This window comes from Streptomyces sp. NPDC044106, from assembly GCF_056433985.1.
The window spans coordinates 67,497-90,953 of the sequence record NZ_JBWKFZ010000011.1; the positions used below are offsets into that span (position 1 = coordinate 67,497).

The following is a 23,457-nucleotide window of genomic DNA, read 5'->3' on the forward strand; positions in this document are numbered from 1 at the left end:
GGAGCGTCAGCTGCGCAGATGTGCCAGGGAGGCGCCCATAAGAGCGGCCCTTTCGGCGTTTCCGGGTACGTGCTCGAAGCCGAAGCCGAGCAGAACGCTGTCACGCGCTGTGACGGCCGCGTGGGACCGGTAGAGCTCCCCGGTACGCGCCCAGTCACCTGTGATATTGGGGCTGCCCGGCGGGGCCGGCGCGACGGCCCAGGAGCCGAGCGACGTCTCGAAGCCCTCGCTCTGGACGACGCTGCCGCCGACGACCAGCTGGGCGTTGTCCGCGAAGAGGCCGCGGCCTCCGGTGGAGGGGTCGGTGACGGAGCTGAGCGAGACCTCGACCTTCTTGCCCGCGTAGGCGCTCAGGTCGAAGGCGACGGGCTTCCAGCCGCCGGAGGAGCCGGTGAAGCTGTTCCATGCTCCGGTGGTGCCGGACGCCGTGCAGCTGTTGGCGCCGACCGTCAGGTAGTGGCGCAGGAACGGGTGGCCGTTGACGAAGAAGCCGGCCGCGCACTCGGCGGGGACGGCGGCGGACGAGTTGCCGTTCTTGTCGGGCAGCGTGGTCCAGTCGTCGGCGCCGGTGGTGTGCGCCTCCAGGAGGCCGTGGTCGTATCCGGCCTCCAGGTTCCAGTTGAGGGCGATGCGCAGTTCCGGCGCGTCGGCGGCGGTGACCCCGGTCAGGTCGATGGTGTGGGTGAGCCGCTTGTAGTCCTGGTCGGCGTGGGTGGCCGAGGCCATGCCCCGGCCCTCGAAGGGCGCGTACGGGTTGGCGAGGCCGGGGTAGGAGCCCGCCGCCGCGCTGGTGAACTGCGGGAACTGCTCGGCGGGCAAGTTGTCGGATGTGACGGTGAAGCGGCCCGCCTTGTCGAGCGGGTTGGTGCCGGCGGCGGCGAGCGGGGTCTTCACCCCCGCGAGTGCGCCTGCGCCCTCGAAACCGGTGGCGCCGGGCGCGGACAGGCGCTGGTAGGCGCCGAGGTAGTACTGCGCGAAGTCGTCCGTGAGCGCCTCGCCCAGGTCGACGTTGCCGCCGGTCCGCTCGCCGGACTCGATGAGCTTGCCGCCCTCGTTGAGGTAGTCGCGCAGGGCGAGTTGGGTGGGCGCGCCGGGGACGGGGTCGCCGGTGTAGTGGACGACCGCGGAGAAGTGCGAGAGGACGCCGAGCGGGTGCGGCACGCCCTGTTTCGCGACGTCCCAGACGGCGGCGGAGCGGCCGTTGGCCTTGATGGCGTCGACGTACTTCTGTGTCTGGGTGGCCGTCGCGCCCTCCTCGGCGACGACGAGCGTGTTCGCCTTCGGGCGTTCGGTGACGGTGTACGTGAAGTGTTCGCTCTGCGTGCGGCCCTTCTCCGTACGGCCGGAGAACCACACCTCGACCTTGTCGCCCACGCGGGCGCCCTCGATCTTCGCGCGGTACTGGTCGAAGTGGAGGTTGTCCTTGCCGCCGTAGGTCTCGCCGCCCTTCCAGGGCTTGAGCTTCTCGTGGTGCGTACGGCCGCCGCCGATCCGGTAGTCGAGCTCCTTGCTTCGGACCGACTTGCGGGCGGTGACGGCGACCTCCTGGTCGCCTCCGCGCGCGTAGGAGGTGGTGAAGGCGTCGGGCGTGAAGTCAGGGGCCTTGATGCCGGTGACGGAGACGGGCTGGTCGGGGTGGAGCGCGGTCTCGGCGACGGCGAGCGCGAAGGGGACGTTCTTCGCGAACTCCTGCTGGATCAGCTTCTCGTCGTCGGGGAAGGTGAAGATGGAGGCGCAGTCCTCGGGCTTCCAGGCGTCGTTCGGGTCGATGTTCGACGCGGTCTGGCAGGTGGACATCTCCGGGGTGAACATCGAGATGCCGTTGACGTTGCCCGCGTGGCCGTCGGCTTCGCCGTTGGTGGTGTAGAGCTCGGAGGACACCTGCGGGTGGTAGCCGGGGACGGCGGGCTTCTCCGGGGTGCCGTTCAGCGCCCTGTAGAGCACGTCGTCGGGGGTCGGCGTGGCGACCTGCCAGCCCACTCCGTAGAGGAGCAGTTCGGCCGCCGAGTGGTAGTTGACGCCGTACGTGAAGCCGATGCGCTTCTCGAAGCGGTCGATGGCGGTGGTCTCGGGCTCGGACATCGGGCCCGTGCCGCGGTAGGTCTCGGAGGAGGAGGCGGGGGACGAGCCCTCGTTGTCGTAACCCCACTTGTAGGCGAAGTTGCGGTTGAGGTCGACGCCGTCGCCGGGCGCGATCTTTCCGTCGCCGTCGACGTCGCGGAGGTTCTTGCGCCACTGGCGGTCGCCGTCGGCGGCGTGGGTGAAATCGTAGCCGTCGGGGTTGGCGGAGAGCACGAACCACAGCTCGGTGGAGTTCACGAGCCTGGTGACGCGCTTGTCCTTGCCGTAGTTGTCCAGGTAGTGGTGCATCAGGCGGCGGGTCATCTCGGGGGTGATCCACTCGCGCGCGTGCTGGTTGGACATGTAGAGCGTGGACGGCTTGGCGCCGTCCCTGGACTTCCTTGCGTCCTTGGAGACCTTCAGGGCGAGGATGTCCTGACCCTTCAGGGTCTTGCCGATGGAGACGACCTTGGTGAGGCCGGGGTGCTCCTGCCCGGTCCTGACGATCTCCTCCTTGAGACCGCCCCGCCCGCCGTACGGCCGGTAGACGCCGTCCCCCGCGGCCTCGGTCCGCTGCCGCGCAGCCGCCGAGAGCTTGTGCTCGCCGAGTTCGACGCCCTGGCGCTCGATCGCCTTGGCCTGGCCCTTGGTCAGGTACAGCTCGACGCGCCCGGTGCCGTGCTCGGGCGTCTGCCCGGCGAGTTCCTGGGCGTCCTGGCCCGCTTCGACCAGGATGGGTATCTGCTTCTTGGTGATCTCTGCACGGTAGACCTGGACGGCCGACGGGTCGTCGGCCGTCGGCTCGCCGCCCGGCCCGCTCGCCTGGGCGTGCGGTGCGGCGGCGAGACCGCCGATGAGTAAGACGCCGGCCGCGAGAACCGATCTCGCGCTCGCTCTTCGTCTCATGAGCCCCCCTTGCGGTTGTCCGGCACGAATGTGCGGGATGCCAGGCTCGTGACCGTGCATGATCATGTCAATACAACGGGTGAAGGCGGGCGCCGTGGACATGCGAAAGCCGCCGGTGCCCGGTGGGACACCAGCGGCTTGCGGGGTGTATGAGGCCAGCGAGACCCGGCGTCAGACCGCCATGTTGTCCGCGAGCTCCTCGGTCAGATTGGACTCCGTACCCGGGATGCCGAGGTCCTGCGCCCGCTTGTCGGCCATGGCGAGGAGGCGGCGGATGCGGCCCGCGACGGCATCCTTCGTCAGCGGCGGGTCGGCGAGCGCGCCCAGCTCCTCCAGGGAGGCCTGCTTGTGCTCCATGCGCAGGCGTCCCGCGGCGGCGAGGTGCTCCGGCACCTCGTCGGCGAGGATCTCCAGGGCGCGCTGCACCCGGGCGCCCGCGGCGACCGCCGCACGGGCCGAGCGGCGCAGGTTCGCGTCGTCGAAGTTGGCCAGGCGGTTGGCGGTCGCGCGCACCTCGCGGCGCATCCGCCGCTCCTCCCAGGCGAGCACCGACTCGTGCGCGCCGAGCCGGGTGAGCAGGGCGCCGATCGCGTCACCGTCGCGCACGACGACCCGGTCCACGCCGCGCACCTCGCGCGCCTTGCTGGCGATCTGCAGCCGACGGGCGGCGCCGACCAGTGCGAGCGCGGCCTCCGGACCCGGGCAGGTCACCTCGAGGGAGGAGGAGCGGCCGGGCTCGGTGAGCGAGCCGTGCGCGAGGAACGCCCCGCGCCAGGCCGCCTCCGCGTCGCAGGTGGCCCCCGAGACCACCTGCGGCGGCAGGCCGCGGATGGGGCGGCCGCGGCCGTCCACGAGGCCCGTCTGGCGGGCCAGCTGATCGCCGCCCGCGACCACCCGTACGACGTAACGCGAACCGCGCCGCAGGCCGCCGGGGGCCATCACGATCAGCTCCGAGCTGTGCCCGAAGATCTCCAGGATGTCCCGCTTCAGGCGGCGCGCCGCCATCGCTGTGTCCAGCTCCGCCTCGATCACGATGCGGCCGCTCACCAGGTGAAGGCCGCCCGCGAACCGCAGGATCGCCGAGACCTCTGCTTTTCTGCAGCAGGTCCGGGTGACGGGGAGCCGGGAGATCTCGTCCTTCACCGCTGCCGTCATCGCCATGGGCCGATCCTTCCATGCATCCGAAAAATACGGTCGTACGCGGCTGCCAGGAGCTCCGGGTCGTGCCGCGGAGTCCCGTCGGGCCGGGCCACAGGGGCCAGCTCGACCGTGGCGCCGAACCGCTTGGCGGCATCGGTGAGTGACTCACGGTCGGGCACGGCGGCCTCGTCGGCCAGCACCACGTCCAGGGCGAGTTTAGGGGCGTGTCGGGCCAAAACCTCCAAATGACGCTGCGGAGAGAAGCCTTCGGTTTCTCCCGGTTGCGGCGCGAGGTTGAGCGAGAGGATCTTGCGGGCCTTCGTCCCGGTCAGCGCGTCGAGCAGTTCGGGGACGAGCAGATGCGGGATCACCGAGGAGAACCAGGAGCCCGGACCGAGCACCACCCAGTCCGCGTCGAGCACGGCGGCGACCGCCTCGGGGACGGCCGGCGGGTCGTGCGGCACGACGTGCACGGACTGCACCTCGCCGGGGGTGAGGGCCACCGTGGCCTGGCCGCGGACCGTGTCCACGTCGTCGGGGCGCTCCGGGTCGTGGCCCCTGACCAGGGCCTGGAGCTCCAGCGGCACGGCCGACATGGGAAGGACCCGGCCTTGCGCGCCGAGCAGCCTGCCGACCAGGTCCAGGGCCTGGACGTGGTCGCCGAGCTGCTCCCACAGGGCGACGATCAGCAGATTGCCGACCGCGTGCTCGTGCAGGTCGCCCTTGGACTGGAAGCGGTGCTGGATGACGCGGGACCAGGTCTGGCCCCAGTCGTCGTCGCCGCAGAGCGCGGCGAGCGCCTTGCGCAGGTCACCGGGGGGCAACACCCCGAGCTCGTCGCGAAGGCGGCCGCTCGAGCCGCCGTCGTCGGCGACCGTGACGACGGCGGTGAGGTCTCCGGCCCCGGTGATGCGGCGCAGCGCGGCCAGCGAGGCGGAGAGGCCCATGCCCCCGCCGAGCGCGACCACCTTCGGCTGGGTGCCCCGCTTGCGGCCCAGTCGGCTCAGGCGGACGGTCCGGCGGGTCGGCTTCACTCGCGCCCCATGTCCCGGTGGACGATGACGGTCTCCACGCCCTCGGCCGCCAGGCGCGCCGCGAGCTTCTCCGACATGGCGACGGAGCGGTGCTTGCCGCCCGTGCAGCCGACGGCGATCGTCACGTACCGCTTGCCCTCGCGGCGGTAGCCCGCGGCGATGAGCTGGAGCAGCTCGGCGTACCGGTCGAGGAACTCCTTGGCGCCGGGCTGGCTGAGCACGTACGCCGCGACCTCCTCGTTCTGGCCGGTGTACTGGCGCAGCTCGGGGACCCAGTGGGGGTTCGGCAGGAAGCGCATGTCCACGACCAGGTCGGCGTCGACCGGCAGGCCGTACTTGAAGCCGAACGACATGACGGTGGCCCGCAGCTCGGGCTCCTCCTCGCCCGCGAACGAGGCGTCCATCTTGGCGCGCAGCTCGTGGACGTTGAGGCTGGAGGTGTCGATGACCAGGTCGGCGTCGCCGCGCAGCTCGCGCAGCAGGTCGCGCTCGGCCGCGATGCCGTCGACGATGCGGCCGTCGCCCTGGAGGGGGTGCGGGCGGCGGACCGACTCGAAGCGGCGGACCAGGGCCTCGTCGGAGGACTCCAGGAAGACGATGCGCCGGGTGACGTTCTTCGACTCCAGCTCGGCGAGGGACTCGCGGAGGTTGTCGAAGAAGCGCCGGCCGCGGACGTCGACGACGACCGCGATCCGGGCGACGTTCCCCTGCGAGCGGGCGCCGAGCTCCACCATGGTGGGGATCAGCGCGGGCGGCAGGTTGTCGACCACGAACCAGCCGAGGTCCTCCAGGCACTTGGCGGCCGTGCTGCGTCCCGCGCCCGACATCCCGGAGATGATCACCAGCTCGGGGATGGCGGCGTCCGTGGCGCCCGGCGTCTCGATGGGCGTGCCCGCACTCACTTGCTGTTCACCTTCGTCGTGCTCGCTCATGTCTCCTGCCCCCGTCGTTCCTCCGAGGTGCCCGCGGACACGGGCTCCTCCTCTTCCATGATCTCTCCGGTCGCCGTGTTCACGGTGGGCGCGGCGGGTGCCGCCTGGGCGAGGGCCACGGCGACGGCCTCGGCCGTCTTGCGGCCCACGCCCGGGACCTCGCAGATCTGGTCGATTGTCGCGGATCGCAGCTTCTTCACCGAACCGAAGTGCTTGATCAGCGTCTGCTTGCGCGCGTCGCCGAGGCCCGGCACGGCGTCCAGCGGGCCCGCCCTGAAGCGCTTGGACCGCTTGTTGCGCTGGTAGGTGATGGCGAAGCGGTGGGCTTCGTCACGTACCCGCTGGAGGAGGTAGAGGCCCTCGCTGGTGCGCGGCAGGATCACCGGGTCGTCCTCGCCGGGGACCCAGACCTCCTCCAGGCGCTTGGCCAGGCCGCAGACCGCGATGTCGTCGATGCCGAGCTCGTCCAACGCCCGCTTGGCGGCCGCGACCTGCGGCTGGCCGCCGTCCACGACGACGAGCTGCGGCGGGTACGCGAACCGCTTGGGCCGCCCGTCCTCCTCTGTCGGGCCGAGTTCGGAAACCTCACCCGTCTCCTCGTCCACCCACTCCCCCGTCCGCTCCTTCTCCGCGAGATAGCGCCTGAAGCGGCGCGTGATCACCTCGTGCATGGAGCGGACGTCGTCCTGGCCCTCGAAGCCCTTGATCTGGAAGCGACGGTACTCGCTCTTCCTGGCGAGGCCGTCCTCGAAGACGACCATCGAGGCCACCACGTCGTCGCCCTGGAGGTGCGAGACGTCGTAGCACTCGACGCGCAGGGGGGCGCTGTCCAGCTCCAGGGCGGCGGCGATCTCCTCAAGGGCGCGGGAGCGGGTGGTGAGGTCGGAGGCGCGCTTGGTCTTGTGCAGGACGAGGGACTGCTGCGCGTTGCGCGCGACGGTCTCCATGAGGGCCTTCTTGTCGCCGCGCTGCGGGATGCGCAGCGAGACGGATCCGCCGCGGCGCTCGGTCAGCCACTCCTGGACCGGTCCTATGGGGTCGGGCAGCGCGGGGACGAGCACCTCCTTGGGCACGGCGTCGCCGCTCTCCTCGCCGTACAGCTGCTGGAGGGCGTGCTCGACGAGGTCGCCGCTGGTGACCGCCTCGACCTTGTCGGTGACCCAGCCGCGCTGTCCGCGCACGCGTCCGCCCCGGACGTGGAAGATCTGGACGGCGGCTTCGAGCTCGTCCTCGGCGAGGGCGATGAGGTCGGCGTCGGTGGCGTCGGCGAGGACGACGGCGCTCTTGGCCATCGCCTTCTTCAGGGCCTCGATGTCGTCGCGCAGGCGCGCCGCCCGCTCGTACTCCATCTCCTCGGCGGCTGTCGCCATCTGCCGCTCAAGGCGGCGGATGTACGTACCGGTGCGGCCGGCCATGAAGTCGCAGAAGTCCTCGGCGAGTTCGCGGTGGACGTCGGCGGTGACGCGCTCCACACAGGGCGCCGAGCACTTGCCGATGTAGCCGAGGAGGCAGGGGCGGCCGGTGCGGGCGGCGTTCTTGAACACGCCCGCGGAACAGGTGCGTACGGGGAAGGCGCGCAGCAGAAGGTCCACGGTGTCGCGGATCGCCCAGGCGTGGCCGTACGGGCCGAAGTAGCGGACGCCCTTCTTCTTGGCGCCGCGCATCACCTGCACGCGCGGGAACTGCTCGTTCATCGTGACCGCGAGGTACGGATAGCTCTTGTCGTCGCGGTACTTGACGTTGAACCGGGGGTCGAACTCCTTGATCCAGGTGTACTCCAGCTGGAGCGCCTCGACCTCGTTGGAGACCACCGTCCACTCCACGGAAGCGGCCGTCGTCACCATGGAGCGGGTGCGCGGGTGCAGGCCGGCCAGGTCCTGGAAGTAGTTGGCCAGGCGCTGGCGCAGGCTCTTGGCCTTCCCGACGTAGATCACCCGGCGGTGCTCGTCGCGGAATTTGTAGACCCCCGGGGCGTCGGGGATCTGTCCCGGCTTGGGGCGGTAGCTGGAAGGGTCGGCCATGTCGGACAGCCTACTGGCGGGTGCTGACAGTGCGGGTCAGTGTCCGGTTCCGCCGGTGCGGACGGTGATCACGTCGCCCGGTGCCAGCCGGTCGTGGACGGTACGGGCGTCTTCGGTGCGCAGGCCGATCCAGCCCTTGGTGACGTCCAGCTGGCCCGGTGCCTTCTCGTTGTAGGTCAGAGCGACGACGTAGTTGGTGGCGCCGTCCGGGGTGCGCAGCTCGACGACCCACGGCAGTGTCAGGTCGTACTTTTCGAGGCCCACGTTCTGGGCCTTCATCCGCAGCTCGGGGTAGGTGGCGACGACCGTCATCCGGCCGGTCGGCGTGGGGTGTCGCGCGGTGCCCGCCGAGACGGGCAGTTCCCGGCCGCCGAGCGTCATCCGGTGCCGGGAGAGGTCGACCACGGCGGCGGGCCCGCGGGCGCCCCGGGTGGCGGGCGGGGCCGGGGTCCGGTGCGGGCCGTCGTCGCCGGAGCCGGTGAGGAGCCCGGCCACGACGGTGACGGCGACCGCCGCCGTGGCGAGGGCCGCGCCCGCGACGGCGGTACGGCGTCGGCGGCCGCGCGCGGCGGCGCGGCGGCGGATCTCCGCGCCCGGTACGGGAGGGGGCGTGCGGTGGTCGGCCGCGAGGTCGTGCAGCGCGGACGTCAGGTCATCGGACACGGCCACTCCCCTTCGCGCTCGGCTCGTCGCCGTCGGCCCGCGGGCCCGCGCCTTCGCCGGGCCGCTCGGCGGACAGCTGTGCGGCGAGCGCCGCACGGCCGCGCGACAGGCGGGCCTTGACGGTCCCGACGGGCGAGCCGGTCTCGGAGGCTACCTGCTCCACACTCAGGTCGCACAGATGGTGCAGCACGACGGCCGTGCGCTGCGCCTCCGGGAGGGTGCGCAGCGCCTGGACCAGGGCGGTGTGCTCGGGCCCCGGGCCGGGGACGCGGTCGGTCGGCGGGTTTCTGCGCACGAGGTCGAGCCAGCGCCTCGCACGGCGCCAGCGGCTTACCGCCAGGCGCATGGCGACGGTACGGATCCATGCCTCGGGGGCCTCGTCCGCGAGGAAGGTCCCGCGGCGGTCCCAAGCGCGGACGAACGCCTCCTGGACGACGTCCTGCGCCTCGCCGTGATCGCCGGTCAGCGCGTACAACTGGCCCACCAGACGCGGAAAGGCGGCGGCGTAGAACGCGTCGAACTCGTCCTCCGTCATGCCCCCGCGCCCCCGCCGGATCACCCGATCTGAAAATTCCGCACCTCGTGTGCAACCCGCCGCCTCGCCCGTGCGTACAGGTGCCGTACATCGAAACACAGCTCAGGGGGGACTCATGACCACAGGGAAGACGATGAGGCGCGCCACGCGCGTGTGGGGTGCGGCGGCGCTCTGTTCGCTCGCACTCGCGGGCTGCTCGGCAGAGGGCGGGGCGGACGACGGGAAGGCGTCCGTACCGGGACCGGGGCCGACCGGGGCGGACCGTGCGTCGTCCGCGCGGCAGAAGCCCGCGGAGAGGACCGTCCCGGATCCCGCGGCCCTCAAGGGGGTGCGTATCAACGTCCAGGACGGACAGACCGTCGGTGTCGGCATGCCGGTGTCGCTGACCTTCGACCGCCCGGTGCCTGCCGCGGAACGGGCGGCCGTCGAGCGGCGCCTGAAGGTGGAGGCGGATCCCGGCGTGACGGGATCGTGGAGTTGGGTCAAGGACCGCAACCTGCACGACGGGCAGCGCGTCGACTACCGGCCCAGCGAGCCGTGGAAGCCCGGCACGAAGGTCACCGTCCGGGCGGGCGCCGGGACCACCCGGACGTTCCAGGTGGGCCGTTCGCTCGTCGCCACCGTGGACGTGCGCACCCACACCATGACGGTGGTGAAGGACGGCAGGACCCGCGAGGTGAAGGTCACCGCGGGCGCCCCGGGCATGGACACCTGGAACGGCACGATGGTCGTCCTCGACAAGCAGTCCCGGGTGCTCATGGACTCTCGGACGGTGGGCTACGGGAAGGCGTACAAGGACTACTACAACTTCGCGGTGCACCTCACGGCTTCGGGCACCTACCTGCACGAGAACCCGAACGCGAACGCCACCGCGGGCGAGCGCAACGTCACGCACGGCTGCATAGGCCTGGCCACCGACGGGAGCGCGCGGCGCTTCTACGCGGAGGTGATCCCCGGTGACATCGTGCGGGTCGTCGGCTCCAAGGAGACCGTGGACGCGGGCAACGGCTACGGCGACTGGAACGTCGGCTGGAAGCAGTGGCGGGCGGGCAGCGCACTGAGCTGACGGGCGGGCGGCGCGACCGGTGGGCGGCGGTGCGGGCGGGGTGCGGAGGGACGGCCGCCGTTCCGGCCGCCCCTCCGCCGGGTCAGCCCTCCCGCCGGTGGGCGCGGCGCCGCAGGAGCGCCGTCCCGGAGAGGCCGAGGGCGACCAGGGCGCCCGCGCCTGCCAGCGACGAGGCGACCGTGACCGGACCCTGGTCGGACGGCTGCCCCGCCCGGGGGCTCGCGTCCTCGTAGCCGCCGGCCTTGCCCGACTTCTCGTACGCCGAGCCCGGCAGCTTGTCGCCGTACGCCTTCTGTACGCGCTTGCGGTAGGCGGCGACGGAAGTCCCTTCGGCCCCGACCGCGCGCACCGCGTCCTTGTCGAGCGGCAGCACGCGCGCGTGGGCCTCGTCCTGGACATACCAGGCGTTGATCTGCGGCTCGTGGAAGACGGTGCCTCCGGGGGCCTTCTGCGCGCCCACGCGCGCGTAGTGGGTCTCGTCGTCCCCGGTGGCGATGTTCACGACCCGCCAGGAGTGGCCCTGCTCGACGGTCCAGAGGGAGGCCTCCTGGCCGTCGGACGAGACCGCCTTGCTGGCGAGGAACTGCAGGCGGGCGACGGGCGCACCCTTCTTGCCCGCGACGAAGTCCGCCGAGAGGTAGTAGACGGGCACCGCCTTGCCCTCGACCCGCGGGTCGGCCGCGGCCTTGGTGACCGCGCCCTCCCGCGCGAAGAAGCGGGAGAGCGTGTCGAGGGTCTTCGGTGCCTCCGCCGCCCGGTGCGCGGCGGCGCGGGAGGCGGCGGAGGGCGCCGTGGGGCCGGAGTCGGCGGAGGCGGCCGGGGCCACGAGGCCGAGGAGCAGGGTGGCCGCCGTACCCGCGAGCGCGGCCCTGCCCAGGTGGCGGGGAAGGTGACGGGTCATCGCTCTCACGCCCCTATCCGGTAGAGCGAGTGGGTCCAGGAGAAGGTGTTGTTGTCGATGTACCAGTCGTGCGAGGCCCAGTTGTAGCGGTCGTTGGAGGGCCAGGGATCGCCCCAGTAGACCCAGCTGCTGGCGTCGTCGTAGCCGTAGAGGACGTGCATGTGCCCGCCGCCGTTGGACCACTGGATGCGGGTCTCGACCGGGCGGCCCGCGTCGATCTCGGCCTTCACGGTCGGGTAGCGCAGCCACCCGGTGACGTACGAGCCGGGGTTGATGCCCGCCCAGCGCAGGCCGCTCTGCACATTGCCGAGGGTGGCCTGGTTGTTGGGGCACTCGGTGTTCTGGCTGCGCCCGAAGGCGGCGTTGCAGAACTGGTTCTGGCTGTAGTTGCGGCCCAGATAGGTCGCGATGGTGTTGCCGCCGGCGGCCCAGCACCAGTTGGTCTTCTGCTGCGACTGCATGGTGATGTTCAGCCGCTTGGCGGCGAGGACGGACGGGTCGGCGGCGGTGGTGGTGCCTGCGGTGCTCGCCGTGCGGGCCTCGGGCGCGGCCGACGTGGCGGGGGTGGTGGTGGACGGAGCCGCCGTGGCCGTGGCCACGGGTGCGGCGAAGAGGGCCGCCGTGACGACGGCGAGAGCGGAGAGGAGTCTCCGTCTGCCGGCGCCGCTGCTCCTGAGGTGGGGTGTGCGCATCGCGTTCCTCCCGTGCGGGGTGGGGTGTGGAGGAGCGCGTCCGGACGCTGCGATTGAGCATCGAGTGTTGTCGGGTGCAGGTCAACACGCTTCAATGCGGAATTACTTGGGCCGTGAACGGCGGCGTACGGATGTGAACATCGCCCGCGCGCCCACCTGGCAGCCCGCCCCCACCGGCGCGAACGCCGGAACGGCAGAAGTGAACGTTCACAGAAGGAGTCCGCTTTGCGGTACGGCACACGACTCGCGGACGAGCGGAACGAGCAGCACGCGGAGCCCGCGGGGACCGCGGGGACCGCGGACCACGAAGAGCCGGTGGAGCTGGTGGCCGCCCTGCGCACCGGCCCCTTCCACCTCGCGCTGCGCACCGCGATCGCCGCACGCCGCCTGCCCCTGCAGCGCATACGCCACCACCTGACCATGCAGGGCGTCAACGTCGGCGTGACGAGCCTGAGTTACTGGCAGCAGGGCGCCCGCCGCCCCCAGCGCCCCGAGTCCCTGCGCGCCGTACGCGCCCTGGAGGAGATCCTGCGGCTCCCCGAGGAGTCGCTGATCCGGCTGCTCGTCCAGCCCGCCGAGCGCACCGACCGTGTCAGGCCCGCCGCCCGCTCCTACCGCTCCCTGGTGGAGGCCTCCGACGTGCTGCGCTCGCTCCTGGCGGAGCTGGGCTCACCGGTCGACGGCGGCCTGCACACCATCGGCCACCACGAGCGGGTGCGGATCGGCGCGCTCCGCCAGTTGGTCGGCCGCGAGTCGCAGCACGTCGTGCGCGCCCACCGGGACGGCGTGGACCGCTATGTGGCCATCCACCACGGTGACCCCGGATGCGCCCCCGACCGGGTCCGCGTGCGCGCCCTGGAGAACTGCCGTACGGGCCGTGTGCGATGGCACCAGGGCACCGGCGTGCTCGTCGCCGAGCTGCTCTTCGACGCGCGGCTGCGCGCGGGCGACACCCATCTGTTCGGCTACGGCTTCGAGGACGGCACGGCCGGTCCTGCCAGCGAGTACCTGCGCGGCTTCACCTACGCGGGCGGCCAGTACGCGCTGCAGATCCGCTACGACGAGGCGGCCCTGCCCGTACGCTGCCACCGCTTCGCACAGCACTCGGCCGCGGCCCCGCGCGGCGGCAGGCAGGAGCTGACGCTGAGCGGCAGCCACCGCTCGGTGCATCTCGTCGAGCCGCAGGTGCGGGCGGGGATCCTGGGGATCGCGTGGGACTGGGAGTGATCCGGGGCGGCCGAGCCGATGGGAGGGCAGGGCCTGTGTCAGAAGGGAGGGCAGGACCTGCGTCAGAAGGCCCTACGCCTTCTTCTCCGGGCCCGCGATGATCCTGCCGTTCGCCACCTTCACCGGCAGCTCGGCGAGCGGCTCGACGGCCGGCTCGTGCAGCACCTTGCCGTTGGTGGCGTCGAACTGACTGCCGTGGCACTGGCAGATCAGCTTGTGCCCCTCCAGATGGCTGATCGGGCACCGCGCGTGGGTGCAGATCGTGCTGAACGCCTTGTACTCGTCGTCGGAGATCCGGCTGACCACGACGTTCCGGTCCGTGTACAGCTTCGAGGCGCCCACCTTCACGTCGTCGGACTTCCCGAGCTCCACCGGCTCGGTCGGCGCCGACCGGTTCGAGCCGTCGCCGCCGGACGAGCAGGCGGTGAGCCCGAGACCGACGGCCGGGGCGAGGGCGGCGGCCCGCAGCACGGTGCGGCGGGCGTGGGGCGTGCCGGACATGGTGTCTCCACAGGTCAGGGGCGTCGGTGACGGATCAGACCATACCGGTGCGGAGCGCCGCGACCGGGTCGGGCACGAGCGCGCCCGAGTACTGCCCGCTTCCGCCCGCGGCCGCGCGTACGGCCTAGCCTGACGGGGACGCCGAGCCCGCTCCGAACCCCGCGCCCGAGAGGAACCGCCCGTGATAGTCGTCGCAGGAGAGGCCCTGATCGACCTCGTTCCGCAGGGGACGGACGGCGGCGCGGGACTGCCCGCGCTCGCGCCGCGCCTCGGCGGCGGCCCGTACAACACCGCCGTGGCGCTCGGGCGGCTCGGCGCTCCGGTCGCCTTCTGCTCGCGCGTCTCGCGGGACGCCTTCGGCGAGGCGCTGCTCGACGGGTTGCGGGCGGCCGGTGTCGACGTATCGCCCGTGCGGCGCGGCCCGGAACCCACGACGCTCGCCGTCGCCTCGATCGGCGCGGACGGCTCGGCCGGGTACTCCTTCTACGTCGAGGGCACGGCCGACCGGCTCTTCGAGGCCCCGGCCCGGCTCCCCGACGGCGTACGCGCGATGTCGTTCGGCACCTGCTCGCTCGTCCTCGAGCCGGGCGCGAGCGCGTACGAGGAGCTGATGCGCAGCGCGGCGGGGCGCGGTGTGTTCACCGCGCTCGATCCGAACATCCGGGCGGGCCTGATCCCCGACGCGGACGCCTACCGGGCGCGGTTCAAGAGCTGGCTGCCGTCGGTCTCGCTGCTCAAGCTGTCGCGGGAGGACGCCGACTGGCTCGGCGGCACGCCGCACGAGTGGCTGTCCGCGGGGCCCGCGGCCGTGGTGGTCACGCACGGCGGGGACGGTCTGGCGCTGTACACGCGGGACGGCGTGGAGCTGCGGGTGCCCGGAGAAGCGGTCGACGTGGTGGACACGATCGGCGCGGGCGACACCGTCAACGCGGCGCTGCTGCACGGGCTCCGCGAGCGGGACGCGCTGTCCGCACGGGCGCTGGCGGGGCTGGGCGGCGAGGGCTGGACCGACGTGCTGCGGTTCGCGGCGCGGGCGGCGGCTCTCACCTGCTCACGCGCGGGCGCGGAGCCGCCTTACGCGGCGGAACTGGGCTGAGGGGCGGGGGCTGCGGGGGGCCTGCCGGGAGGGGCTTACGGGCCCCGGGCGCTCGGCGCGGTGGTCAGCGGTCCCTGTACGCCCCGTGGCGGCCCGCTCCCGCGACGAAGCGCGCCGCGCCCTTGGCAGCGTCGGCCAGGGAGCGCAGGCCGTGGCTCAACTCGACCGCCATGGCCTCCTGTTCGGGCAGCCCGCTCTGTTCGAGCAGGGCGAGCCTGTCGTGCCGCAGGCAGGTCTGCGGGAACGCGGCGATCTCGGCGGCCAGCCGCTCGGCCGCGGCGCGCGAGGTGCCGGTGGGCACGGTGCGGCTGACCAGGCCCATGGCGAGCGCCTCCGCGGCGCCGACGGGACGGCCGGTCAGGATCAGGTCAAGGGCGCGGCCCTCGCCGATCAGCCGGGGCAGCCGTACCGTCCCGCCGTCGATGAGCGGGACGCCCCAGCGGCGGCAGAACACCCCGAGGACGGCGTCCTCCTCGGCGACGCGCAGGTCGCACCAGAGGGCCAGTTCGAGGCCGCCCGCGACGGCGTGGCCGGAGATCGCCGCGATCACCGGCTTGGAGAGCCGCATCCGGGTGGGGCCCATGGGGCCGTCGCCGTCCTCGGCCACCTCGTTCCCGTCGGGACCGCCGATGGCCTTGAGGTCCGCTCCCGCGCAGAAGGTGCCGCCCTCGCCCCACAGGACGGCGACGGCGGCGTCCGGGTCGGCGTCGAAGGCACGGAAGGCATCGGCGAGGGCGCGGGCGGTGGGCCCGTCGACGGCGTTCCGCGCGGCGGGGCGGCACAGCACGATGGTGGTGACGGGGCCTGCGCGTTCGCTGCGTACCGGCATGGGGCAAGCCGACCACGGGGCGGCGCGGCGGGCAAGGGGGTTCGGGACGGCGGTCACCGCATGCGCCGTCGGCTCCCCCGCGTACGCGAAAGCGCCCCGCCCCCCGGTGAGGGGCGGGGCGCTTTTCGCCGGGCGCGCTCCGGGGCTCGGGGCTCCGGGGCTCCCGGCCCGTGGCGGTCAGGCCTTGCGGGTCCGCGCCGTCTTCTTGGCTGCGGCCTTCTTCGGAGCAGCCGTCTTCTTGGTGGCGGCCGTCTTCTTCGGAGCAGCCGCCTTCTTGGCGGGGGCGGCGTCCGTCCTGGCCGTCGCCGTCCGCTTCGTGGCCGTGGCGCTCGCGGCCACCGTCTTCTTGGCGGCTGACTTCCTGGCGGGAGCCTTCCGGGCGGCGGCCTTCTTGGCCGGCCGTCCCCGCGAGGGCACCGCGTCGCTGATCCGGTCCGCCGAGATGATGTCCCGCAGGAACTTGCCGGTGTGGCTGGCCGGCACCCCTGCGACCTCCTCGGGCGTGCCCTCGGCGACGACCAGACCGCCGCCGTTGCCGCCCTCGGGGCCCATGTCGACGACCCAGTCCGCGGTCTTGATGACGTCGAGGTTGTGCTCGATGACGATGACCGTGTTGCCCTTGTCGACCAGTCCGGAGAGGACCGTGATCAGCTTGCTGATGTCCTCGAAGTGCAGACCGGTGGTCGGCTCGTCCAGGACGTACACGGTCCGGCCGGTCGACCGCTTCTGGAGCTCGGAGGCCAGCTTGACGCGCTGGGCCTCGCCTCCGGAGAGCGTCGGCGCGGACTGGCCGAGGCGTACGTACCCCAGGCCGACGTCGTTGAGCGTCCTCAGGTGCCGGGCGATGGCGGGCACCGCCTCGAAGAAGTCGAGCGCCTCCTCGATCGGCATGTCGAGGACCTCGGCGATGGACTTGCCCTTGTAGTGCACGTCCAGCGTCTCGCGGTTGTAGCGCGCGCCGTGGCAGACCTCGCACGGGACGTACACGTCCGGCAGGAAGTTCATCTCGATCTTGATCGTGCCGTCGCCGGAGCAGTTCTCGCAGCGGCCGCCCTTGACGTTGAAGGAGAAGCGGCCGGGCAGATAGCCCCGGACCTTCGCCTCCGTCGTCTCGGCGAAGAGCCTGCGGACGTGGTCGAAGACTCCGGTGTACGTCGCAGGGTTCGAGCGCGGGGTGCGGCCGATGGGCGACTGGTCGACGTGCACGACCTTGTCGACCAGGTCGTCGCCGTCCACGCGCGTGTGCCGGCCGGGAACGGAACGGGCGCCGTTCAGCTCGCGGGCCAGGTGCGTGTAGAGGATGTCGTTGACCAGGGTCGACTTGCCCGAGCCCGAGACACCCGTGACGGCGGTGAGGACGCCGAGCGGGAAGGAGACGTCGATGTCCTGGAGGTTGTTCTCGCGGGCGCCGTGCACCGTGAGCTGCCGAGCGGGGTCGGCGGGGCGGCGCACGTCCGGGATCGGGATGGACCGCTTGCCCGACAGGTACTGCCCGGTGATCGACTTGTCGTTGGCGAGCAGCTCCTTCATGGAGCCGCTGTGCACGACCTTGCCGCCGTGCTCGCCCGCGCCGGGACCGATGTCGACGACCCAGTCGGCGACCTTGATGGTGTCCTCGTCGTGCTCGACGACGATGAGGGTGTTGCCCATGTCGCGCAGGCGGACGAGGGTCTCGATCAGGCGGTGGTTGTCGCGCTGGTGGAGGCCGATGGACGGCTCGTCCAGGACGTAGAGCACGCCGACCAGGCCGGAGCCGATCTGGGTGGCCAGGCGGATGCGCTGGGCCTCGCCTCCGGAGAGGGTGCCCGCGGCGCGGTTCAGCGAGAGGTAGTCGAGGCCGACGTCGACCAGGAACCGCAGCCGTTCGTTGACCTCCTTGAGGACCCGCTCGGCGATCTTCTTGTCGCGGGCGCCCAGCTTCAGCTGGGCGAGGAAGTCCGCGCAGTCGCTGATGGACATCGCGGAGACCTCGGCGATCGACTTCCCCATGACCGAGACGGCCAGGACGATCGGCTTGAGGCGGGTGCCCTCACAGGTGGGGCAGGGCACCTCGCGCATGTAGCCCTCGAAGCGCTCGCGGCTGGCGTCGCTCTCGGCCTCGCTGTGGCGGCGCTTGACGAAGGGGACGGCGCCCTCGAAGGCGGTGGTGTAGACCCGCTCGCGGCCGTACCGGTTCCTGTAGCGCACCTCGATCTGTGTCTTGTGGCCGTTGAGCAGGGCCTTCTTGGCGCGCTGCGGGAGTCCGGCCCAGGGCATGTCGGTGGCGAAGCCGAGGGCGTCGGCGAGGGCTCCCACGAGCCGGCCGAAGTATTCCTTGGTGTGGCCGTGCGACCAGGGGTGGATGGCGCCCTCGTCGAGCGACTTGTCCTCGTCCGGGACGATCAGCTCCGGGTCGACCTCCATGCGCGTGCCGATGCCGGTGCAGTCGGGGCAGGCACCGAAGGGCGAGTTGAAGGAGAAGGAGCGGGGCTCGAGCTCCTCGAAGGACAGGTCGTCGTACGGGCAGTAGAGGTGCTCCGAGTACATGCGCTCGCGCTCGGGGTCGTCCTCGGCGAGGTCGACGAAGTCGAGGACGACCATGCCTCCGGAGAGGCCGAGGGCGGTCTCCACCGAGTCGGTCAGACGGCGCTTGGCGGAGTCCTTCACCGTGAGGCGGTCGACGACGACCTCGATGGTGTGCTTCTCCTGCTTCTTGAGCGTGGGCGGCTCGGAGAGCTGGATCGTCTCGCCGTCGACCCGCGCGCGGGAGTACCCCTTCGTCTGGAGGTCGGCGAAGAGGTCGACGAACTCGCCCTTGCGCTCGCGCACCAGCGGCGAAAGGACCTGGAAGCGGCTGCCCTCGGGCAGCTCGAGGACCTTGTCGACGATGGCCTGCGGGGACTGCCGCGAGATGGGGCGGCCGCACTCGGGGCAGTGCGGCTTGCCGATGCGCGCGAAGAGCAGGCGCAGGTAGTCGTAGACCTCGGTGATGGTGCCGACCGTCGAGCGCGGGTTGCGCGAGGTCGACTTCTGGTCGATGGAGACCGCGGGCGAGAGGCCCTCGATGAAGTCGACGTCGGGCTTGTCCATCTGGCCGAGGAACTGCCGGGCGTACGAGGAGAGGGACTCCACGTACCGCCGCTGGCCCTCGGCGAAGATCGTGTCGAACGCGAGCGAGGACTTGCCCGACCCGGAGAGTCCGGTGAAGACGATGAGGGAGTCGCGCGGGAGGTCGAGCGAGACGTTCTTGAGATTGTGCTCGCGCGCGCCACGGACGATGAGACGGTCGGCCACGCCGGTCCGCACCTTTCTAGAGAGAAGTGACGAGGGGCAGAACCCCCGTCGTTCACAGACTAGGGCGAGCCACTGACAACGCCGGGCTGCTTCCCTGGTTCCGTATGCACAACAAACCGGGACCTTCAAGAATGCCCGATGCCACCCTCGACCATATAGGACGTACATTCGATTTGCGGCCTGTCCTGATGTCTTCACTCGAACGTGTGACCCAGCTATCGTCGGGCCCATGATTGATCATGTGCGCGACCTGGCGTCTGTACGTGACGCGACGGAGCGGCTGCTCAGCGCAGCCGCCGAACTGCCCGGCACTTCGATCGCCGAGCCGTCACGGCTGCCCGGCTGGACCCGTGGCCATGTCCTCGCCCACCTCGCCCGAAACGCGGACGCGCTGGTGAACGTCCTGGCCGGCCGGCCCATGTACAGCAGCGCGCAGGCGCGGGACGCGGACATCGAGCGGGACGCGCCGCGGTCGCTGACCGAGCAGCTGGACGACATGAGGGAGAGCGCGGCGCGCTTCGCGGCCGAGGGAGCGAAGCCCGCCGACTGGTCCCGCACCGTGGAGCTGCGCAACGGCGTCACGGACTCGGCGTCGAACGTGCCGTTCCGCCGCTGGATCGAGGTCGAGCTGCACCACGTCGACCTGGGGATCGGGTACGAGCTGGAGGACCTGTCCGAGGAGTTCACGCAGCGGGAGATCAACTTCCTCACCGCCCGGTTCCGCAACGCTCCGGGCCTGCCCGCGGTGGCGATCAGGCAGGACGACGGCCGGGTACTGGCCACGGGCGCCGTGGAAGGTGTCACCGAAGAGCAGATCAGGGGCGGCTGGAAACCCTCATGGGACGTCACTGTGAGCGGCCGGCAGGCCGACCTCCTCGGCTGGCTCTGCGGCCGTCGTGACGGCTCCGCACTCTCGGCCGAAGGCGGCCCCCTGCCCGCCCTGCCGCCGCTATAGGCTGACGCACATGACGTACAGCGGAGCGGTGAAGGTCGGCGGACCCGCGGATGTGCACGAGCTGCCGGACCTGATGATTTCGAAGGTCGCGGTCGGGCCGATGGACAACAACGCCTACCTGCTGCGCTGCCGGGCCACCGGCGAGCAGCTGCTGATCGACGCGGCGAACGACGCCGAGACACTGCTGACGCTGATCGGTGACGACGGCATCGCGTCCGTCGTCACCACGCATCAGCACGGAGACCACTGGCAGGCCCTGGCCGCCGTCGTGGCGGCCACCGGTGCGCGGACGTACGCGGGCCGCGAGGACGCCGAGGGCATCCCCGTCCCCACGGACGTCCTGGTGGACGACGGCGACACGGTCACGGTCGGCCGGATCACCCTGACCGCACGCCACCTGGTGGGCCACACCCCCGGCTCCATCGCGCTCGTCTACGACGACCCGCACGGGCACCCGCACGTGTTCACCGGCGACTGCCTCTTCCCGGGCGGCGTCGGCAACACCTGGAAGGATCCGAACGCCTTCGCGAGCCTCATCGACGACGTGGAGACGAAGATCTTCGGGACGCTGCCGGACGAGACGTGGGTCTACCCGGGCCACGGCGGCGACACGACGCTCGGCGCCGAGCGGCCGCACCTCACCGAGTGGCGCGCGCGGGGCTGGTGAGACCCGGGAGTACCGACCCGGGAGTACTGGGGGTACGCGTCACGCGCCCGCGGCGACCAGCGCCGCCACCCGCTCCACCGCGAACGCGTACCCCTGCACCCCGCATCCCGCGATGACGCCGTCGGCGCGCTGCGACACGTAGCTGTGGTGCCGGAACGCCTCGCGCTGGTGGATGTTGGAGATGTGCACCTCCAGCACCGGCATCCCGTCACAGGTGTTGAGGGCGTCCAGGATCGCGACGGACGTGTGCGAGTAGGCCGCGGGGTTGATGACGATGCCCGCGTGGTGCTCGCGCGCCTCGTGGATCCAGTCGACCAACTCGCCCTCGTGGTTGCTCTGCCGGAGGTCCACGGTGCCGCCGTGCGCGGCGGCGGCCGCGGCGCAGAGGGCCTCGACGTCGGCGAGCGTGTCGGTGCCGTAGATCTCGGGCTGGCGCCGGCCGAGGAGGTTCAGGTTCGGGCCGTTCAGGATCATGATCGGGGCGATGGCGAGGCTGCGCGTCATACCGGAGGTCTATCACGCGCCCCGGACACCACCGAAGGGCCCCCGTGGCCTTGCTAGGGGTTGATCGCCAGCTCCAGGTAGGCCGCGAAAAGGACCAGGTGGACGCCGCCCTGCAGCGGTGTGGCACGCCCCGGCACGACCGTGAGCGTGCCGACGACCACCGTGAGGACGAGCAGCACCATGTGGGTAGCGCCGAGGCCGAGCACGAGCGGCCCGGAGAGCCATACGGAGGCGACGGCGACGGCCGGGATGGTCAGTCCGATGCTGGCCATCGCCGAGCCGAGGGCGAGGTTCAGGCTGGTCTGCACGCGGTCGCGGCGGGTGGCACGCACGGCCGCGATCGTTTCGGGAAGCAGTACGAGGAGCGCGATGATCACGCCGACCACGGCGTGCGGCATGCCGGCGCTCTCCACGCCCGACTCGATCGTCGGTGAGACGCCCTTGGCGAGGCCGACCACGCCGATCAGGGCGAGGGCGAGCAGCCCGAGGCTGATCAGTGCGTCGCGGGCCGTGGGGCCCTCGGCGTGGCCGTCCGCGTCGATGACGTCGCCCTCCCGGGTGAGGGGCAGGAAGTAGTCGCGGTGGCGGACGGTCTGGGTCGTCACGAAGAGCCCGTACAGGATGAGCGCGGCGATCGCGGCGAAGGTGAGCTGTGCGGTGGAGAACTCCGGGCCCGGCTTGGTGGTGGTGAACGTCGGCAGGACCAGGCAGAGCGTGGCCAGGGTGGCGACGGTCGCGAGGGCGGCCCCGGTGCCCTCGGGGTTGAACACGGCGGTTCGGTGGCGCAGCGCGCCCGCCAGTAGGCAGAGTCCGACGATGCCGTTGCAGGTGATCATCACGGCGGCGAAGACGGTGTCCCGCGCGAGGGTGGCGCTCTTGTCGCCGCCGTCGGCCATGAGGGTGACGATGAGCGCCACCTCGATGATGGTCACCGCGACCGCGAGGACGAGTGAGCCGAAGGGTTCACCGACGCGGTGGGCGATCACCTCGGCGTGGTGGACCGCGGCGAGCACCGCTCCGGCGAGGATCAGCGTCACCAGGGCGACGAGGGCGCCCGGCAGATCGCGCCCCCAGGTGAGCGCGAGAAGAACGATCGCGAGGACCGGCACCACGGCCGTCCACTGCATGCCGAGCGCCCGGAGCCGAGTGACCATGACTCGATGCTGCCCCGGGCGCTCGGGTGCCGCTACTCGGTGGCCGCCGCCGGTGCCCGGCGGCGGCTGTGAGCGACTGTCAAAGACGGGCTGTCAGGCCTCGATGCTGTCCTTGCGCGCGGCGTCGGCGTCCTCGGCCGCTGCCTGCTGCTCCTGCTTCTTCGAGGCGATGAGGCTGGTGATCGTCGTGATCACCAGGACACCGCAGATGACGCCGAGCGAGACCGGGATGGAGATCTCGGGGACGTGCACCCCGTTCTCGTGCAGGGCGTGCAGGACGAGCTTCACGCCGATGAAGCCGAGGATCACCGACAGGCCGTAGCTGAGGTGGACCAGCTTCCTGAGCAGTCCGCCGATGAGGAAGTACAGCTGCCGCAGGCCCATCAGGGCGAAGGCGTTGGCGGTGAAGACGATGTACGGGTCCTGGGTGAGGCCGAAGATCGCCGGGATGGAGTCCATCGCGAAGAGCACGTCGGTGGTGCCGATGGCGAGCATGACGACCATGAGCGGCGTCATGATCTTCTTGCCGTTCTTCCTGATGAACAGCTTCGTGCCCTCGTACCGGTCGGAGACGCCGAACTTCTTCTCGATGGACTTCAGGAGGCGGTTCTCCTCGAACTCCTCCTCCTCGTCGTCGGAGCGTGCCTCCTGGATGAGCTTCCAGGCGGTGTAGATCAGGAACGCGCCGAAGATGTAGAAGACCCAGGAGAAGTTGGCGATGACCGCGGCGCCCGCGGCGATGAAGATCGCTCGCAGGACCAGGGCTATCAGGACACCGAACAGGAGCACGCGCTGCTGGAGGTGCGAGGGCACCGAGAACTTCGCCATGATCAGGATGAAGACGAAGAGGTTGTCGACGGAGAGCGACTTCTCGGTGATGAAGCCGGCGAAGAACTCGCCGGACGCCTGGCTCTCGCCCGCGACCAGCAGGCCCACGCCGAAGAGCGCCGCGAGGACGATCCAGACGACCGTCCAGATTCCGGCTTCCTTGATCGATACGTCGTGGGGCTTGCGCCCGATGAAGAAGTCGACCGCGATCAGGGCACACAGACCGAGAACGGTCGTCACCCACATGGCCATTGATACGTCCACTGCGCCTCCGGCGTCGTACGGCTACTGATCAGCGTCGTCGCTGCCGGAGGTCTCTTCCACCCGAGGCGGTCTCCGCCGTGAATCGGGCCGACGCCCCGGGACCGATGGCGGTCCGTATTGACGGGTACGTCGCAGCCGGGAGTACTCCCCTCCGCTGACAGAAGCCTACGCGAAACACCAAGGTTTGGTAAAGGGGTCGGCAAACAAG

20 protein-coding genes are annotated in these 23,457 nt (G+C 71.3%); 5 read left to right on the forward strand and 15 right to left on the reverse strand.

What is annotated here, in order from left to right; genetic code table 11:
- Positions 1-6: 6 nt before the first annotated feature.
- The 7 genes from AC07DI_RS21065 to AC07DI_RS21095 all read right to left on the reverse strand — a co-directional run bounded on the left by AC07DI_RS21065 (position 7) and on the right by AC07DI_RS21095 (position 9,292).
- Complete coding sequence (locus tag AC07DI_RS21065; RefSeq protein ID WP_478905623.1) at positions 7-2,967, reverse strand: M14 family metallopeptidase; 2,961 nt, start codon at positions 2,965-2,967, stop codon at positions 7-9.
- Positions 2,968-3,138: 171 nt separating this feature from the next.
- On the reverse strand, positions 3,139-4,128 hold the full coding sequence (whiA, locus tag AC07DI_RS21070; RefSeq protein ID WP_384258708.1) for a DNA-binding protein WhiA: 990 nt from the start codon (positions 4,126-4,128) through the stop codon (positions 3,139-3,141).
- Positions 4,119-5,141 (reverse strand): gluconeogenesis factor YvcK family protein, encoded by a 1,023-nt coding sequence (locus tag AC07DI_RS21075; RefSeq protein WP_384258703.1) that lies wholly within the window; start codon positions 5,139-5,141, stop codon positions 4,119-4,121. Before AC07DI_RS21075 ends, whiA begins: the two co-directional genes overlap by 10 nt.
- Positions 5,138-6,073 (reverse strand): RNase adapter RapZ, encoded by a 936-nt coding sequence (rapZ, locus tag AC07DI_RS21080; protein ID WP_384258701.1) that lies wholly within the window; start codon positions 6,071-6,073, stop codon positions 5,138-5,140. The genes AC07DI_RS21075 and rapZ overlap by 4 nt, the downstream gene beginning before the upstream one ends.
- Positions 6,070-8,094 (reverse strand): excinuclease ABC subunit UvrC, encoded by a 2,025-nt coding sequence (gene uvrC / locus AC07DI_RS21085; protein WP_384258698.1) that lies wholly within the window; start codon positions 8,092-8,094, stop codon positions 6,070-6,072. The genes rapZ and uvrC overlap by 4 nt, the downstream gene beginning before the upstream one ends.
- Before the next feature lie 36 nt (positions 8,095-8,130).
- Positions 8,131-8,757, reverse strand: coding sequence for a L,D-transpeptidase (locus tag AC07DI_RS21090; protein ID WP_384258696.1), 627 nt, complete (start codon positions 8,755-8,757; stop codon positions 8,131-8,133).
- Positions 8,747-9,292 (reverse strand): SigE family RNA polymerase sigma factor, encoded by a 546-nt coding sequence (locus AC07DI_RS21095; RefSeq protein ID WP_384258694.1) that lies wholly within the window; start codon positions 9,290-9,292, stop codon positions 8,747-8,749. The genes AC07DI_RS21090 and AC07DI_RS21095 overlap by 11 nt, the downstream gene beginning before the upstream one ends.
- Before the next feature lie 115 nt (positions 9,293-9,407).
- Between AC07DI_RS21095 and AC07DI_RS21100 the strand changes: the two genes are divergently transcribed.
- Positions 9,408-10,358: a L,D-transpeptidase gene (locus AC07DI_RS21100; protein ID WP_478905624.1), complete on the forward strand. Its 951-nt coding sequence runs from the start codon at positions 9,408-9,410 to the stop codon at positions 10,356-10,358.
- Positions 10,359-10,440: 82 nt separating this feature from the next.
- On the opposite strand, the gene AC07DI_RS21105 is transcribed toward AC07DI_RS21100, so the two are convergent.
- Positions 10,441-11,259 (reverse strand): hypothetical protein, encoded by an 819-nt coding sequence (locus AC07DI_RS21105; RefSeq protein WP_478905625.1) that lies wholly within the window; start codon positions 11,257-11,259, stop codon positions 10,441-10,443.
- Positions 11,260-11,264: 5 nt separating this feature from the next.
- Positions 11,265-11,951: a papain-like cysteine protease family protein gene (locus tag AC07DI_RS21110; protein WP_478905626.1), complete on the reverse strand. Its 687-nt coding sequence runs from the start codon at positions 11,949-11,951 to the stop codon at positions 11,265-11,267.
- Between the two features lie 315 nt (positions 11,952-12,266).
- Between AC07DI_RS21110 and AC07DI_RS21115 the strand changes: the two genes are divergently transcribed.
- Positions 12,267-13,178: a hypothetical protein gene (locus AC07DI_RS21115; RefSeq protein WP_478905771.1), complete on the forward strand. Its 912-nt coding sequence runs from the start codon at positions 12,267-12,269 to the stop codon at positions 13,176-13,178.
- A 72-nt stretch (positions 13,179-13,250) separates the two neighbouring features.
- Here the strand turns inward: AC07DI_RS21115 and AC07DI_RS21120 are convergent, their stop codons facing one another.
- The gene (locus AC07DI_RS21120; protein WP_384258685.1) at positions 13,251-13,679 is read right to left on the reverse strand and encodes a Rieske (2Fe-2S) protein; all 429 of its coding nucleotides are present in this window, start codon (positions 13,677-13,679) and stop codon (positions 13,251-13,253) included.
- A gap of 181 nt (positions 13,680-13,860) precedes the next feature.
- On the opposite strand from AC07DI_RS21120, the gene AC07DI_RS21125 reads away from it, so the two are divergent.
- On the forward strand, positions 13,861-14,775 hold the full coding sequence (locus AC07DI_RS21125; protein ID WP_478905627.1) for a carbohydrate kinase family protein: 915 nt from the start codon (positions 13,861-13,863) through the stop codon (positions 14,773-14,775).
- A 64-nt stretch (positions 14,776-14,839) separates the two neighbouring features.
- Here the strand turns inward: AC07DI_RS21125 and AC07DI_RS21130 are convergent, their stop codons facing one another.
- Both AC07DI_RS21130 and uvrA read right to left on the reverse strand, forming a co-directional pair.
- On the reverse strand, positions 14,840-15,604 hold the full coding sequence (locus AC07DI_RS21130) for a crotonase/enoyl-CoA hydratase family protein (RefSeq protein ID WP_478905628.1): 765 nt from the start codon (positions 15,602-15,604) through the stop codon (positions 14,840-14,842).
- A gap of 177 nt (positions 15,605-15,781) precedes the next feature.
- A complete protein-coding gene (uvrA, locus tag AC07DI_RS21135) occupies positions 15,782-18,877 on the reverse strand; it encodes an excinuclease ABC subunit UvrA (RefSeq protein WP_384258678.1) in 3,096 nt (1,031 codons plus the stop codon).
- 229 nt (positions 18,878-19,106) lie between these two features.
- On the opposite strand from uvrA, the gene AC07DI_RS21140 reads away from it, so the two are divergent.
- Both AC07DI_RS21140 and AC07DI_RS21145 read left to right on the forward strand, forming a co-directional pair.
- A complete protein-coding gene (locus AC07DI_RS21140) occupies positions 19,107-19,832 on the forward strand; it encodes a maleylpyruvate isomerase family mycothiol-dependent enzyme (RefSeq protein ID WP_478905629.1) in 726 nt (241 codons plus the stop codon).
- 10 nt (positions 19,833-19,842) lie between these two features.
- Entirely contained in the window at positions 19,843-20,499 is a 657-nt protein-coding gene (locus tag AC07DI_RS21145; RefSeq protein ID WP_384258674.1) for an MBL fold metallo-hydrolase, read from the forward strand.
- A 39-nt stretch (positions 20,500-20,538) separates the two neighbouring features.
- Here AC07DI_RS21145 and aroQ read toward each other — a convergent pair whose 3' ends face one another.
- The 3 genes from aroQ to AC07DI_RS21160 form a co-directional block, all read right to left on the reverse strand.
- Positions 20,539-21,003, reverse strand: coding sequence for a type II 3-dehydroquinate dehydratase (aroQ, locus tag AC07DI_RS21150; RefSeq protein ID WP_478905630.1), 465 nt, complete (start codon positions 21,001-21,003; stop codon positions 20,539-20,541).
- Between the two features lie 53 nt (positions 21,004-21,056).
- Positions 21,057-22,157, reverse strand: coding sequence for a calcium:cation antiporter (locus tag AC07DI_RS21155; RefSeq protein ID WP_384258669.1), 1,101 nt, complete (start codon positions 22,155-22,157; stop codon positions 21,057-21,059).
- 93 nt (positions 22,158-22,250) lie between these two features.
- Positions 22,251-23,237 carry a TerC family protein gene (locus AC07DI_RS21160; protein WP_384258734.1) on the reverse strand — a complete coding sequence of 329 codons (987 nt, stop codon included), beginning with the start codon at positions 23,235-23,237 and terminating at the stop codon, positions 22,251-22,253.
- Positions 23,238-23,457 lie beyond the last annotated feature (220 nt).